Consider the following 13,995-nt stretch of genomic DNA (forward strand, 5'->3'; position numbering starts at 1 on the left):
CTTTTATTCATAAGGATTATGGTGGGTCATGATATTCACCATTTTCTTTGGAATTATTTAGATACAAGCCAATCCAGCCATTTAAAACAGATATATTCAATTTTTTTATCTGAAATTAAAGGTTTTCTTGATCAATTGATTCATATTAGATGCTACATTCTATAAATTCTATCTAGCTGATTGGCGGAATAAGAAGTAGAATATGCGCTCTCTTCAAGTCACATTGTGGCAAGGTTATCTAGACCTGCCCGTGGAGCCAAAAACAGCATGTTTATCGTTGCCGGTGCACCTGCACACTCTTCTTTTAAGAAAACTCAACTACTTTCACGTTTAACGTCTATTAGTTCGGTTCAGTCGATCGAAAGCCAATGGGTCTATCTATTTGACCAAGCGCTAGGTGAGCAACAACAGCAATCAGCTTTACAGCTACTCAATGATGGTGAGTCTTTCGAAGTCCGCCAAGCTACAAGTGATGAAGTGCAAATTTTAGTCACGCCACGTTTGGGAACGATTTCTCCGTGGTCATCTAAAGCGACTGATATTTTTGCCAATTGTAATACTCCGATACACCGCTTAGAACGCGGTGTTTTGTTTACTTTAAAAGGTATTTCTGAAATATCGAATGAAGTTAAACAAGTGTTACATGACCGTATGACTGAAAGTGTTTTCAATCAAATTGAAGATGCAGCAGCATTGTTTTTAGAAACAGAGCCTAAACCATTAAATTCGATTGATATTTTGGGTCAGGGTAAAGATGCATTAGTGAAAGCAAACTCTGAGTTTGGTTTTGCACTTTCAGATGAAGAAATTGATTATTTAACGGATGCCTTTGTCAAAATGGGTCGTAACCCGCATGACATCGAACTGATGATGTTTGCACAAGCAAACTCTGAGCATTGCCGTCATAAAATCTTTGGTTCTGAATGGACAATTGATGGTGAAGTTCAACCATTGTCATTGTTCCAAATGATTAAAAATACCTATAAAGAATCTCCAACCGATGTATTGTCAGCATATAAAGACAACGCTTCTGTAATCGTGGGCTTTGATACACAACGTTTCTATCCAAAATTAGATGCGGAATCAGGTCAGCACGTTTATAAATATAAGAGCCAAGCTGCTCATATCTTAATGAAGGTTGAAACGCATAACCATCCAACTGCAATTGCTCCATTTGCAGGTGCTGCAACTGGTTCAGGCGGTGAAATCCGTGATGAAGGCGCAACAGGTCGTGGTGGTAAGCCAAAAGCAGGTTTAACAGGTTTCACGGTATCTAACCTAAACATTCCAGGTTTTGAACAACCTTGGGAAGACAACTACGGTAAACCATCTCGTATGGCATCTCCACTACAGATCATGATTGATGGTCCTTTAGGTGGTGCTGCGTTTAACAATGAATTTGGTCGCCCTGCGCTAAATGGTTATTTCCGTACCTTTGAACAAAATGTTAATGGTGATGTAAAAGGCTTCCATAAGCCAATTATGATTGCAGGTGGTTACGGCAACATCCGTCCAGATCACGTTGAAAAAGATCCAATTTTACCGGGCGACTTATTAATCGTTCTTGGTGGCCCTGCAATGCTCATCGGTTTAGGCGGTGGTGCAGCGTCTTCAGTAGACAGTGGTAAGCTCGGTGAAAACCTAGATTTCGCTTCTGTACAACGTGAAAACCCAGAAATGGAACGTCGTTGCCAAGAAGTGATTGATACTTGCTGGCGCATGGAAGATCACAACCCAATCGTCTCTGTACATGATGTCGGCGCGGGTGGTGTATCGAATGCAATGCCTGAATTGGTCAATGACCATGAATTGGGTGCGGTGCTTGATCTTCGTAAGATTCCGTCTTTAGAGCCGGGCATGTCACCAATGGAAATTTGGTCAAACGAAGCGCAAGAGCGTTATGTATTGGCGATTCGTCCATCATCTTTAGAATTATTCGAATCCATCTGTGCGCGTGAACGTTGTCCGTTTGCGGTATTGGGTGAAGCGACCGAAGCACGTCACTTAACTGTTGAAGATCCATTGTTTGAGAACAAAGCTGTGGATATGCCAATGCAAGTGATGTTGGGCGGCACACCACGTATGAGCCGTGCTTATGATTGTATCGAACGTCATGGTGATGACTTTGATGCGTCTAAAGTGACGGATTTAAAAGATGCGATTTACCGTGTTCTTAAAAACCCAACAGTTGCCTCTAAATCATTCCTAATCACCATCGGTGACCGTTCGATTACAGGTATGGTTGCACGTGATCAGTTCGTTGGTCGTTGGCAAGTTCCTGTAGCGGATGCTGCGGTAACGACTACAAGCTTAGTCGGCTTTACTGGTGAAGCAATGGCGATGGGCGAGCGTCCACCAGTTGCATTGTTAAATCCTGCGGCTTCTGCACGTTTGTCAGTTGCTGAATCCATCTCGAACATCATGTCTGCAAAAATTGACCAGATCAGCGACATTAAATTGTCTGCGAACTGGATGGCTGCGGCAGGTCAGGTTGGTGAAGATCAAGCATTATTCGAAGGCGTAAAAGCCATTGGTATGGAAATGTGTCCTGCTTTGGGGATCGCAATTCCTGTAGGTAAAGACTCATTGTCTATGCGTACCACTTGGAATGATGAAGGTGAAGATAAATCTGTAACTTCGCCAATGTCAGGTGTCATTACTGCATTTGCACCTGTAACCGATGTTCGCAAAACATTAACTCCTGAACTTAAAAACTTAGAATCTGTACTTGTACGTATTGATTTGTCTAAAGGTCAATTCCGTTTAGGCGGTTCGATCCTTGCTCAGGTTTACAAAGCAATCGGTTCGGTTACCCCTGACGTAGACAGTTTTGACGATTTCAAAGCATTCTTTGCATTGGTTCAAGATTGGAACAACCGTGGTTTAATCAAAGCTTACCATGACATCGGTGATGGCGGTTTAGTTGCGACTGTTGCGGAAATGATGTTTGCATCTCGCTTAGGTGTAGCACTTGAAGATCAATCTGTTGAAGCATTATTTGCTGAAGAAATTGGTGCAGTGCTTCAAATTAGCAAAGCGGATTGGGCGACATTAGCAGTGGAAGTTGCAGCATCTGACCTTAAAGATGCAATTACAGTTGTCGGTACTGTAAACACGACTGATACTTTAACTGTCAATGGTTTGAACTTAGACCGTGCAGATTTGCAACAAGCTTGGACAGAAGTGTCTTATCAAATCCAACGTTTACGTGACAACGTAGAAACTGCGGATCAAGAATACAGCTTGATTGCAGACAAATCTCACGCAGGTTTAATTGCAAAACCAACATTTGATTTGAATGAAGAAATCGAAGCGCCTTATATTAATTCACGTCGCCCGAATATGGTGATTTTACGTGAACAAGGTGTAAACGGTCATGTGGAAATGGCTGCTGCATTCGATAAAGTGGGCTTCAACACTGTTGACGTTCACATGAGCGACTTACTTGCAGGTCGTATCAGCCTAGATGATTTCGAAGGCTTAGTGGCTTGTGGTGGTTTCTCTTACGGTGACGTATTGGGCGCAGGCGGTGGTTGGGCTAAATCTGTATTGTTCAATCCAAAACTTCGCGACCAATTTGAGAAATTCTTCAACCGTGATGAAACTTTCTCTCTAGGGATCTGTAACGGCTGTCAAATGTTGTCTCAGCTTGCACCATTAATTCCGGGTGCAGAAGCTTGGCCACGTTTCCACCGCAATACGTCTGAGATGTTTGAAGCGCGTGCGGTTAACGTACGTGTAGAGAAATCAAACTCTGTGTTGTTACAAGATATGGAAGGTTCGATTTTACCAATCGCAGTGGCGCATGGTGAAGGTCGTGTGGTTGCACCTGAGTCGAGCATTGCTGCATTGAATGCAGGCAATCAAGTGATCTTACGTTATGTCGATAGCCAGGGTAACCCAACTCAACATTACCCAATGAACCCGAACGGTTCTCCTGAAGCGATTTCAGGTGTGACGTCTACAGATGGTCGTGCAACGATTATGATGCCGCATCCTGAACGTAACTTCCGTGCTTTACAGCATTCTTGGAAACCTGAAGATTGGGATCAAGATGGTGCTTGGTTACGTATGTTCCGTAATGCGCGTCAATTTATTGGTTAATTGATCAAAGATTTAAAAAAGCCACCTTCGGGTGGCTTTTTTTGCGTATGGACGAAACCAATTTTGGAAAATAATAGGTTACATTGTTTAACTTGGTTTATTTTTTGCTTGTTATAAATTGTCTATTAAAGGATAGATGATTTGCCCCGTAAGTGTTCAATATGTGAATTATGGATGAGGTGATAATATGATAAGAATTGAAAATTATTTTGATCGAGCTGTTCTGCGCCAAAAAGGATGGATGTTGTTTGGTGCAGTGATCGCAATGCAAGTGTTGGTCATTGGGATTGGCTATTTGTCCCAAATTTGAAGTCTAAACAACCACCGAAAGGTGGTTTTAAACTCTATGCTTAAATGTTTTCTTAGCGTGAGTTTGAATTGTAGTAAACTTAATTTATATCCAAAACAAAATTTAATAAAATGATAAGAATATTTTTATTTAGCTTTATGTATTTAATATTGGTCTCTACTCATGCCGAAACGATTCAGATCGAAGAATTAATGAATGAAAATTCTTTAAATTGTAAGGGATCTGAATGGATTTTTAAGTTTTCAAATGATATGAGTGAGCAGAAGAAAATTGGATTAAAGGTTAATAAATCGGAGCAAAAACTCAGATTAGGCAATAATACGTATTTCGGTATTCAAGCACATCAAAACTATAAAACTCAAAATATGATCCAAAATGATTTTGCTGTAAATTTTCAAAAATATGGGGTTAAGGTACTGAAAATTGCATTTCAAGAAATTAAAACATCAGAAAGTGAATCGGGGGCTTACTATTTTATTTTTCAAGGAAAGCCCGTGACGGTACTACATCAACTGAAAAAAACCTTAGATAAAAATTGGAATATTGAGAATGCATTAGAAGCAACACCTCAGGGAAATACTAAACTGTCATGTGTTTATATCGGTTAAGTAAAATGTATAAATCTATGACGATGGTGTTGATCACATTATTATTAAGTTCATGTTTTCCTATTTATAAGCAGACACAACCTGAACTCAAAATTGATATTTTTGATGAGCCGGGCAAGGCCATAAAGGATGTTGAACTGATCCTTTATACAGCAGTGAGTCCTGCAAAAAAAGAATTTGATCCCTTGATAGAATTCACAAATGAAAATGGTCGAGCTGATTTTAAAGAAGCTCGTCATTGGGCAGTTGAAAGTTTAATTATCCATGGTAGACAGAATTATTCATGGAGTATGTGTGTGAAAAAACAAAACTTTGTTAGCCAATATATTCCCAATATTCAGAATGGATATATAAAAATCATTCTTCTAGAAATAGATAAGAAAAGATTAAAGACTGATGCTGAACATCTTCAACAAGAAATGATTTCTATGGTATGTATCGAATAAAAAGACCACCTTTCGATGGTCTTTTTCATTTAATCAAACAGCCAATTGAATCTGTTGCAATACTGTCTTCAAGGTATTTTCATAATCAAAAGCATTATTGGTACTGTCCTGATAACGCCAAGCGACATAGCCATCTGGACGTACTAATACAGCACCAGATTCATGAATTTCAGATTTCTCATTCCAAGTACCATAAACGTCACGGTATTCACGTGAACCAATTTGAATTACATCTAAATAAGCTAGATCTAAAGCCTCAACGGCTTGCTTCCAACCTTTACCTGATAGTCCAGTCAGTAAAGTAAAACGTCCTTTACCTGTAAAGTCTAAAGTTGAAACCTTGTGCCCTTTGCTGTTAATCAGCCACGTATGCGGAATTTTAGCCCCTGGACGTGTGGTTGCTTGTAAGTACAGTTGTTCATCTTTTTCAAAGACTTCACCTTCAGATTCTGCAATCACAGCATTTGAGGTATAACGTTGATTCAGTTCGACGCCTTGAGCATTAAATTCAAAATTTTTGATCTCTAAAGCTTTAAAAAGTTTTTGACGAATCTCAGCACCTTGCTCATCTTCAGCAAAAATACGATCTAGCATTTGCTTTTGAGTGCTTACACCTTGGTCAAAACCAAACACTTCTTTTAAGTGTTTATAGTCAAAGCGTGATTGATTGGCACGTGCCACAATTTGTTTGCCGACAGGCGCACGTTCAGTGGTGTATGAGTCGAGTAGAGCCGGTTGGCTCCAACCTTTTAACGCATAAGCCAACTTCCAACCAAGGTTAAATGCATCTTGCATACAGGTATTTGAACCCAAACCGCTTGATGGTGGATGACGATGTACCGCATCACCTCCGCAGAATACACGTCCTTTTGAGTATTCAGTTGCCCACGTTTGGTTCACGTACCAGTAAGATAATTTTTGAATTTCAACTTCTTCAACATGTTCGCCGACAAAGGCATCTAATCGTGCACGAACTTGCTCTTCTGTAACTTTTGGCTCGCCTTTAGAAATGTCAAAGCCCCAACCCATAATCCATTCATTCCATGGCGTAAGTGCACGAAGTAAGCCCATCCCCAAATCACCAAAACTCGCTTCAGGATTCACAATCCATTGCAAAATCGCAGGACGATGCTGAACGTATTTTGATAAATCCGCTTTGAAGGTAACATAGACTGTTCCAGCACGCGCCATAATCCCTTCTAAAGGTAAATCAAGCTGTTCTACGACTTTCGAGCGTGCGCCATCCATACCCACTAAATATTTAGCACGTAATGTAAATTCAGTATTGGTAATGAGGTTTAGGAAAGTTGCAGTGACGCCATGCTCATCTTGTACATGGGATAAATATTCGGTATTAAAGTTATAGATTGCACCGCGTTCGCCTGCATTTTTAACCAAAAGTGCTTCCATTTTTGGTTGGATTAAATCAACCAAGGGACATGGGCTGCCTTTGATGTAGTCTCCATGGCGTTCATCACCTGTACCCCAAGCACTGATCCGCGCGATTTCTTCACCCACTAGACTAGTGGTGATGAGACTTTCACCCATCTGATCCCAAGGGGTCGCAATCTCTTTGACTTGCTCTTCAATGCCCAAATCACGTAAAACTTCCATGGCACGTTGATTGGTAATGTGCGCACGAGGGCTATTGGCTAACCAATTAAATTGAGTGAAAAGTTGAACCTTAATCCCATAATTTGCAAGGGCTAATCCAAGCGTTGAGCCTGCTGGACCTGTACCAATGATTAAAACGTCAGTATCAAATTGTTGGGGCATGAATGCTTCCTATTTATTCATTGACATGAATATGATCTAAATTACATGCGAGTTTAGGAAAAAAGCATCCAGTCCTATAGTTCTATTCATATAAACTATTCACCTATATAATTTTAGTCCTTTTGCATGTTCAGACTGAGCATGTAAAGTCATGACTGCCAAGGATAGAGCTTAGAATATGGAACTTCGACATTTACGTTATTTTATGACTGTGGCGCAGGAGCAAAGCTTTACTAAGGCGGCAGAAAAACTTTATACCGCACAGCCTTCATTAAGCCAACAGATTAAAGACTTAGAGCATGAAGTTGGTGTCGCTTTATTTGATCGAACCACTCGCAAAGTGATTTTGACGGATGAAGGTTTGGCATTTCAGAAATATGCTGAGTTAACGCTAGAAAATGCCAAACAGGCCATCGCAGCGGCAAGACAGGTTGCACAGCAAAAAAACAATCAAATTCATATTGGCTTTTTAAATGTTGCAGAATTAAAGCTGATGCCAACTATTTTGACGCAATTAAAAAATAATATTCCTAATCTTAAAATTCATTTACATAGTCTGACGTGCACTGAACAAATCCAAAAATTACGCAATGCTGAGTTAGATATTAGTTTTACCCGCTATCAGCTTGATCATCCTGATTTTGAAAATATTCATATTCTGACTGAACAAATTTATTTGGTGGGCGCTGAGCATTTGCATCCCACAGATCGAATACTCAAAATACAAGAGTTAAAAAATCATAATATGATTATGTGTGAACAGAATGCATCGCCAATATTTTATGACAAACTTAATGAATTGGTGCATTTTGAAAAAATGGACGATCAGATTCTTTGGGTGACGAATGTCATGCAACATATTAATTTAATTAATATGGGAATGGGTTTGAGCTTTGCTCCTGAATATTTACTGAAGTTCTTTAATCCGAATATTAAAGTCATTGAAACTGACGTAGAACTTCCACAACTCGGCTTGTATGCCACATATCCTCAAAAATCAAATAACTTGGCTTTGAATATGACGACTGAAGCATTAACCCAGTTGATTGATAAAAAGTAATAGGAGGCATCATATATGTTGAAACTGATTTATTACGTACCTGAATCTCATTTGGAAATCACTAAGCTTGCTATTTTTGAAGCAGGCGCAGGGGGGATAGGAAATTATGAACAATGTGCATGGCAAGTTTTAGGTACAGGTCAATTTAAACCTGTCAAAGGCGCACAGCCGTTTATTGGTGAATTAGATGCCTTAGAGAAAATACCAGAGTGGCGTGTAGAAACGATAGTTCCTGAAGTGAAAGCTTCGCAAGTCGCTAAAGCATTAAAGGCAAGCCATCCTTATGAAGAGGCTGCCTTTGAGTTTATTCAATTGATCGACATTGATTAAAATGTTGATGTGACATTCCATTCATAAAGCTATTTTAGACTTCTTGAATGAACAGCTTGCGGTCAAAGCGATATTGTGGAAAGAACACACCATCCTCGGCACGTTCACCTGCACCAATGACCATAATAGGATACTGTTGATCACCTAGGTTTAAGGCTTTACGAACTAAAGGTTCATCAAAGCCTTCCATCATACAGCTGTCAAAACCATGTGCTCTTAGTGCTAAAACCAGATTCTCACAGGCAAGTGCAGTGGTTTTGGTTGCCCATAAAATACTGTCTTCAGGTTTAAATGCCGTTACGGGTAACTGCTTACCAAGCTGTCTTGCAACTTTGAAAGTCACTTTCTTAAAGTGACCTATAGCATTAAATAATCCCGTTTTATAATTGTAGGGAATGTAGGTGTAGTACTTTTTTACCAAAGGTGGAACTTCAGGAAAAGGAAATTCATTGATATTTCGTTTTGCCATTTCATCTAAACGGTCAGTGCGTGCAACACAAACAATCAATTCGGCAGCAGTCCGAGCAGCCCACTGATTTAAACAGGCTTTGATCAATGTTTGTTTTTTAGATTCAGTTTTAACAACGTAAAATGTCCAGGGTTGTAGATTGGATGAGTTCGGTGCAAGTAAAGCCAAATCTAAGCAATCGTTTAATACATCTGCTGGAATCGCTTTGTCGGTAAACTTTCGCACTGAACGACGACTTTTCACTACAGATTTAAAGTTTTCTACATCAATGTGAAGCGGTGCTGATTCGATGTATCTTTTCTTATTGTTAGAACTAGAACTCATAAACTTTACTCATTTCAAACACGTTTAATTAAAAAAGCTCATCGAGTATGAAAAACGATGAGCGATTCAGATCAGTTTTTTAGTTTAAATCAATGCTTAGTTAAATTGAGTAAAGTCTGGTTTACGTTTTTGCATAAATGCACCAACAGCTTCCATCATCTCAGGTGAACCGACACGTTGCATAAAGATTTCAGCTTCATGATCAATCCATTCTACGATCTCATTCACATTGTGTTTCATCAAGGCTTTAGTTTGTACCAATGATGCAAGTGGTAAAGCAGCTAAAGTTTGAGCTTGTTGAGTTGCTTTTGCATAGGCATCTTCTTCAACGCTATTCACTAGACCGATTTGAAGCGCTTTTTCACTATTGAATTTTTGTGCAGTGAGTAACAATTCAGCAGCTTGGTGATAACCCGCTTGCTCAACCAAAAGTTTACTAGATGCACCTTCAGGCGATAGTCCAAGACTGACAAAAGGAATTTGGAAAATTGCAGTATTGTCTGTATACACTAGATCTGCATGAAGCAAGATCGTTACACCAATGCCAATCGCAACACCGCGAACAGCAATAATTAAAGGCTTGGAAAACTTGGCAGCGGATTTTAGTAAAACAAAAGGAGGGCCATCTTGTGGACGAATTTGATCCTTCATTGCTGCAGACTTCATAAAGTCTTGCATGTCGTTGCCTGCACTAAAATCAGTATCTTCACCACGTAAAATCACCACACGAACTGCTTTATCTTGATCCGCTTCATCCAAAGCTTTTGCGATCCAAAGATAAAGTTCTGCGTATAGCGCATTTTTAGCTTGTGGACGATTAATGGCTAAAGTCAGCACACCATTGTCTAGGTTTGCATTTAAATGTTCATGTGGTTGTTGAATACAGCTCAGCGTCATCGTACTATCCTTGCTTTAAAACTTCATTTAATTTTATGCATTCATTATGTCGCATATTTTTTTTGTAGACACAACTGATGAGTTCATAAAAAGTTAATTCATTATGAAATATACATTTGATTATTTAGTTTACATTGGTCGTTTTCAGCCTTTTCATTTGGCGCATATGCAAACCATTAAAATTGCTTTGGAAAATAGCCAAAATGTGATTTTAGCTTTAGGCTCTGCGCAAAATGAACGCAATATTAAAAACCCTTTTTCTGCTGAAGAACGTGAACACATGATTCTTTCTAATTTCTCGAAAGAGGATCAGGATCGAATTCATTTTGTCCATGTGATCGATGTATATAATGATGAAAAATGGCAAAAACTCGTTAAATCATTGGTCGCAGAAGTGGTTCAGCCGAATGATAAAGTGGGTTTGATTGGACATTTCAAAGATGACTCATCGTATTATTTAAAATTTTTTCCAGAATGGGAAATGCTTGAACTCGATAGTCTAAAAGGTGCAATTTCTGCAACGCCGTTACGTGAAGCGTATTATCGAGGTGAGATTATCGAGCGTGAGTTTCCATTGGGTACGCAAGAATTTTTAGAAAAATTTCAAAGAACAGAGATCTATCAGCAACTCAAACTTAAATTTGAACAAAATGATAAAAGTAACTTAGATCTAACGTGATTCACTCCCTTATCAAACTCAAATCGACTCGCTACTGATTCAATATAAAAAGAGGTAGCGCTATTCTCTAAGGTCATAGATTTCATCATTTAGAAAGATTTTTAAATAATCTCTATATCTCATACTTAGTGATTTTAGAGATAAGTGTCATTTAAAAATCGTTACAAGTGATTTGAAAAGATAGCATTCATATTTTGTTGAGCCGTATCTTTTAAAATTTCTGTAAGTAGCTTTAATTGAGGTGACTGTTGTTTCCAGTGATGCCAATACAAACTGATATTGAGCGTAGTGTTTTGCAGTACGTGGATCAATTGACCATGTTCAAGTGCTACACGTGCTTGGAATTCAGGCACCCAGCCAAAACCTAAACCTGCATAAATAGCATCATAAAAAGCGCTATAAGAGGGAATGGCATGATGAGGATACTGATTTGAATAGAGCCCAAAGTTTTCCAATATAAAGTCTGTATGTAAGCGATCCTTTTCGTTGAAAATCACGGCAGGAGCTTGTCTTAGACTTTCACGATCACAGCCTTGTGGAAACCATTTTTGTATATATTGTGGTGTTGCCAACAGGTGATAACGCATATCTCCTAAATATTCAGCGATACAACCTTTTATGGGGTCTGCTTGTGTGGTTAAGCAAGCATTGACACGACCCGCTTCTAATAAGTGATGTGTTTGAGATTGATCATCAACATGGAAATGTAGGGTAATGCGATGCTGTTTCAAACTGTCTTGGATACAGGGGAGTAGCCATGAAGCCAAAGAGTCTGCATTAGTCGCAATGTTAAGTTGAAAGAAATCATGCTCAAGGTTTTGACCACCTAAGTCTTGAAAAAGGCTTTGTTCTAATAACTTTTGATGTTGTAAATAATGGACTAAAGTTTCACCTGCTTGGGTGGTTCGACAGGGGCGGTCTCGAACCAATAATAAATGTCCAAGTTGTTTTTCAAGTTGTTGTACCCTTAAGGTCACGGCTGATGCTGTGATATTCAGTACATGAGCTGCCAAATCAAAACTTCCAGTTTGAGCAACAGCAAAAAAAGCTTCAGTTTGTTTATGATTCAACATTTAGCTAACTAAATTTATTTTAGGTAGGTTGATATTAACTTAGTTTTAATGATTTAAAAGAATTTTCGAGAATAATGAGCCCATTCGCAGATGGGTACAAGGCAATGTTGGATTTTTTAAAAGTAATACTAGAGCAGCTTCGAGGTGCTGAACTTCATGCTGTAATGAGTGGTTTTTTAATTGGCTTGAGTTTAATTGTTGCGATTGGGGCACAGAATGCCTTTATCTTGAAACAGGGATTAAAACAACATTATGTTTTTTTAATTTGTACGATATGTGCATTTTCAGATTCATTACTCATTATATTGGGAGTGGCTGGTTTTGCCCAAGTTATTCAACACTATCCACAAGTAGTTGAAGTCTCAAAATACTTTGGAGCACTATTTCTAATCATTTATGGTGCTCAACATTTCTATAGTGCGTTTAAACATCAAAAATCACTCTCATTAACAGAAGCTCATCCAGATCATTTGTTGAAAGTCATCGCGTTATGTTTGGCTTTCACATGGCTGAATCCGCATGTGTATTTAGATACTGTGGTTCTAGTCGGCTCGATATCAACTCAATATGATGTCAACAAATGGTGGTTTGCATTCGGTGCAGTGTGTTCATCTTGGTTGTTCTTTTTTAGCTTAGGTTATGCAACGAAGTTTCTGATTCCCTTTTTTCAAAATGAAAAAGCATGGAAAATATTAGATACCTTGATTGGCATCATCATGTGGTCTATCGCGATCAGTTTATTATTGTCAGTTTGACTTTGATCTGATCTAAAATTTGTTTTCTTCAATCTATATCAAATAAATCAAAGAATGTTAAGCGATGTAAGCTGACTAAAATTATGAGTGAATACTTAGCTTACATCACTTGATACAAGCTTATATTAAGCCTGAAGTGCCTTTAGATCTTCTAGTACTTGTTCAGCATGACCTGCTGCTTTCACTTTACGGTATTCTTTAACAAGCTTGCCGTTATGAAAAATGAATGTTGAACGCTCAATGCCCATGACTTTCTTGCCATACATATTCTTTTCTTTGATGACATCAAAGTGCTGACATAACACTTCCTCTTTATCGCTAATCAAATCAATAGTAAGGGCTTGTTTTTCAGTAAAGTTTTGATGTGCTTTCACTGAATCACGAGAAACCCCATAGATTGTGGTATTTAAGGCATCAAACTGGTCTTTTAAACATGAAAAACCTACAGCCTGTGTGGTACAACCAGGTGTTGAGTCCTTAGGATAAAAATAAACAATGAGCCATTCCGCATTTGACTCAGCAAGATTCACCTCACCTTGAGTCGTTGGGAATGTTTGATTGGGAAGAGTGATGTCAGTCATGAAATAATCTCTGTATGTTTTAAATAAGTATATCGGAATTATGCCAACTAAAAATTGAATGCCTTAAAGTGAATCTTTGAATTTGGCGATTGAAAGCACAACTTTTGATAAAATTTAAATAAAAATAAAGCCACTCGATAGGTGGCTTTATTTTCTGTAGAAACCAATTATTTCTTTTGCATGCCTGCAAGTTTAGTATCAAGTGCAGTACCTAAACATGCTTTAACTTTAGGTTGCTCAGATTTACCAAATTTTTGCATCAAGGCAACATATTTGTTTTTATCTTTTGCATTTTGAGCACTTTGAAGTTCCCATTGATCTGCATTGGTCATACGACCTTGAGATTCAATATTACATTTACAAAGTTGGGTAACTTCAGTTTTAGATAAAACTTTAGCAGCACCCAATTTATTTTGCTCTTCAACACAAGCGTTGATTAACCCTTGTTTGATGTTGCTTGATTTATAAATCGATTGTAATTTTGCTTGGTTATCAGTAGCAGGAGCCGCGAAAGTTGAAGCAGAAAATAAAGTTGCAGCAGCAAAAACACTTGAAAGAAGAATGTTTGATTTCATCAGTATAA

At 38.5% G+C, this 13,995-nt stretch carries 14 protein-coding genes; 8 read left to right on the top strand and 6 right to left on the bottom strand.

What is annotated here, in order from left to right:
- Positions 1 to 267 precede the first annotated feature (267 nt).
- The 4 genes from purL to AC5YDM_RS08170 all read left to right on the top strand — a co-directional run bounded on the left by purL (position 268) and on the right by AC5YDM_RS08170 (position 5,468).
- On the top strand, positions 268 to 4,104 hold the full coding sequence (gene purL, locus AC5YDM_RS08155; protein ID WP_496151621.1) for a phosphoribosylformylglycinamidine synthase: 3,837 nt from the start codon (positions 268 to 270) through the stop codon (positions 4,102 to 4,104).
- A 187-nt stretch (positions 4,105 to 4,291) separates the two neighbouring features.
- Complete coding sequence (locus tag AC5YDM_RS08160; RefSeq protein WP_496151622.1) at positions 4,292 to 4,414, top strand: KGW motif small protein; 123 nt, start codon at positions 4,292 to 4,294, stop codon at positions 4,412 to 4,414.
- A 191-nt stretch (positions 4,415 to 4,605) separates the two neighbouring features.
- Positions 4,606 to 5,022: a hypothetical protein gene (locus AC5YDM_RS08165; RefSeq protein WP_496151623.1), complete on the top strand. Its 417-nt coding sequence runs from the start codon at positions 4,606 to 4,608 to the stop codon at positions 5,020 to 5,022.
- Between the two features lie 17 nt (positions 5,023 to 5,039).
- Positions 5,040 to 5,468, top strand: coding sequence for a hypothetical protein (locus tag AC5YDM_RS08170; protein ID WP_496151624.1), 429 nt, complete (start codon positions 5,040 to 5,042; stop codon positions 5,466 to 5,468).
- Between the two features lie 33 nt (positions 5,469 to 5,501).
- Here AC5YDM_RS08170 and AC5YDM_RS08175 read toward each other — a convergent pair whose 3' ends face one another.
- Positions 5,502 to 7,244: an FAD-dependent oxidoreductase gene (locus tag AC5YDM_RS08175; protein WP_496151625.1), complete on the bottom strand. Its 1,743-nt coding sequence runs from the start codon at positions 7,242 to 7,244 to the stop codon at positions 5,502 to 5,504.
- 178 nt (positions 7,245 to 7,422) lie between these two features.
- On the opposite strand from AC5YDM_RS08175, the gene AC5YDM_RS08180 reads away from it, so the two are divergent.
- Complete coding sequence (locus AC5YDM_RS08180) at positions 7,423 to 8,304, top strand: LysR family transcriptional regulator (RefSeq protein ID WP_496151626.1); 882 nt, start codon at positions 7,423 to 7,425, stop codon at positions 8,302 to 8,304.
- 15 nt (positions 8,305 to 8,319) lie between these two features.
- Complete coding sequence (locus tag AC5YDM_RS08185; RefSeq protein ID WP_496151627.1) at positions 8,320 to 8,634, top strand: NGG1p interacting factor NIF3; 315 nt, start codon at positions 8,320 to 8,322, stop codon at positions 8,632 to 8,634.
- Positions 8,635 to 8,668: 34 nt separating this feature from the next.
- Here AC5YDM_RS08185 and AC5YDM_RS08190 read toward each other — a convergent pair whose 3' ends face one another.
- Both AC5YDM_RS08190 and AC5YDM_RS08195 read right to left on the bottom strand, forming a co-directional pair.
- Positions 8,669 to 9,427, bottom strand: a complete 759-nt coding sequence (locus AC5YDM_RS08190) for a nitroreductase family protein (RefSeq protein ID WP_496151628.1) — start codon at positions 9,425 to 9,427, stop codon at positions 8,669 to 8,671.
- A gap of 96 nt (positions 9,428 to 9,523) precedes the next feature.
- Positions 9,524 to 10,324, bottom strand: coding sequence for an enoyl-CoA hydratase-related protein (locus AC5YDM_RS08195; RefSeq protein WP_496151629.1), 801 nt, complete (start codon positions 10,322 to 10,324; stop codon positions 9,524 to 9,526).
- 103 nt (positions 10,325 to 10,427) lie between these two features.
- Here AC5YDM_RS08195 and AC5YDM_RS08200 point away from each other — a divergent pair, with 103 nt between their 5' ends.
- On the top strand, positions 10,428 to 11,003 hold the full coding sequence (locus tag AC5YDM_RS08200) for a nicotinate-nicotinamide nucleotide adenylyltransferase (RefSeq protein WP_496151630.1): 576 nt from the start codon (positions 10,428 to 10,430) through the stop codon (positions 11,001 to 11,003).
- Positions 11,004 to 11,164: 161 nt separating this feature from the next.
- Here AC5YDM_RS08200 and AC5YDM_RS08205 read toward each other — a convergent pair whose 3' ends face one another.
- Entirely contained in the window at positions 11,165 to 12,076 is a 912-nt protein-coding gene (locus AC5YDM_RS08205) for a LysR family transcriptional regulator ArgP (RefSeq protein ID WP_496151631.1), read from the bottom strand.
- Positions 12,077 to 12,180: 104 nt separating this feature from the next.
- On the opposite strand from AC5YDM_RS08205, the gene AC5YDM_RS08210 reads away from it, so the two are divergent.
- Positions 12,181 to 12,831: a LysE/ArgO family amino acid transporter gene (locus tag AC5YDM_RS08210; protein ID WP_496151713.1), complete on the top strand. Its 651-nt coding sequence runs from the start codon at positions 12,181 to 12,183 to the stop codon at positions 12,829 to 12,831.
- A gap of 125 nt (positions 12,832 to 12,956) precedes the next feature.
- Here AC5YDM_RS08210 and AC5YDM_RS08215 read toward each other — a convergent pair whose 3' ends face one another.
- Both AC5YDM_RS08215 and AC5YDM_RS08220 read right to left on the bottom strand, forming a co-directional pair.
- Entirely contained in the window at positions 12,957 to 13,412 is a 456-nt protein-coding gene (locus AC5YDM_RS08215) for a peroxiredoxin (protein ID WP_496151632.1), read from the bottom strand.
- A gap of 167 nt (positions 13,413 to 13,579) precedes the next feature.
- Positions 13,580 to 13,987 carry a hypothetical protein gene (locus AC5YDM_RS08220; RefSeq protein ID WP_496151633.1) on the bottom strand — a complete coding sequence of 136 codons (408 nt, stop codon included), beginning with the start codon at positions 13,985 to 13,987 and terminating at the stop codon, positions 13,580 to 13,582.
- Between the last annotated feature and the right edge of the window lie 8 nt (positions 13,988 to 13,995).

The sequence above is a fragment of the Acinetobacter sp. CY81 genome (assembly GCF_059515925.1).

Bases quoted from the DNA above. Each gene is read 5' to 3' on its own strand.
- purL (WP_496151621.1), top strand. From the start codon at position 268: ATGTTTATCGTTGCCGGTGCACCTGCACACTCTTCTTTTAAGAAAACT.
- AC5YDM_RS08160 (WP_496151622.1), top strand. From the start codon at position 4,292: ATGATAAGAATTGAAAATTATTTTGATCGAGCTGTTCTGCGCCAAAAA.
- AC5YDM_RS08165 (WP_496151623.1), top strand. From the start codon at position 4,606: ATGAATGAAAATTCTTTAAATTGTAAGGGATCTGAATGGATTTTTAAG.
- AC5YDM_RS08170 (WP_496151624.1), top strand. From the start codon at position 5,040: ATGACGATGGTGTTGATCACATTATTATTAAGTTCATGTTTTCCTATT.
- AC5YDM_RS08175 (WP_496151625.1), bottom strand. From the start codon at position 7,244: ATGCCCCAACAATTTGATACTGACGTTTTAATCATTGGTACAGGTCCA.
- AC5YDM_RS08180 (WP_496151626.1), top strand. From the start codon at position 7,423: ATGGAACTTCGACATTTACGTTATTTTATGACTGTGGCGCAGGAGCAA.
- AC5YDM_RS08185 (WP_496151627.1), top strand. From the start codon at position 8,320: ATGTTGAAACTGATTTATTACGTACCTGAATCTCATTTGGAAATCACT.
- AC5YDM_RS08190 (WP_496151628.1), bottom strand. From the start codon at position 9,427: ATGAGTTCTAGTTCTAACAATAAGAAAAGATACATCGAATCAGCACCG.
- AC5YDM_RS08195 (WP_496151629.1), bottom strand. From the start codon at position 10,324: ATGACGCTGAGCTGTATTCAACAACCACATGAACATTTAAATGCAAAC.
- AC5YDM_RS08200 (WP_496151630.1), top strand. From the start codon at position 10,428: ATGAAATATACATTTGATTATTTAGTTTACATTGGTCGTTTTCAGCCT.
- AC5YDM_RS08205 (WP_496151631.1), bottom strand. From the start codon at position 12,076: ATGTTGAATCATAAACAAACTGAAGCTTTTTTTGCTGTTGCTCAAACT.
- AC5YDM_RS08210 (WP_496151713.1), top strand. From the start codon at position 12,181: ATGTTGGATTTTTTAAAAGTAATACTAGAGCAGCTTCGAGGTGCTGAA.
- AC5YDM_RS08215 (WP_496151632.1), bottom strand. From the start codon at position 13,412: ATGACTGACATCACTCTTCCCAATCAAACATTCCCAACGACTCAAGGT.
- AC5YDM_RS08220 (WP_496151633.1), bottom strand. From the start codon at position 13,987: ATGAAATCAAACATTCTTCTTTCAAGTGTTTTTGCTGCTGCAACTTTA.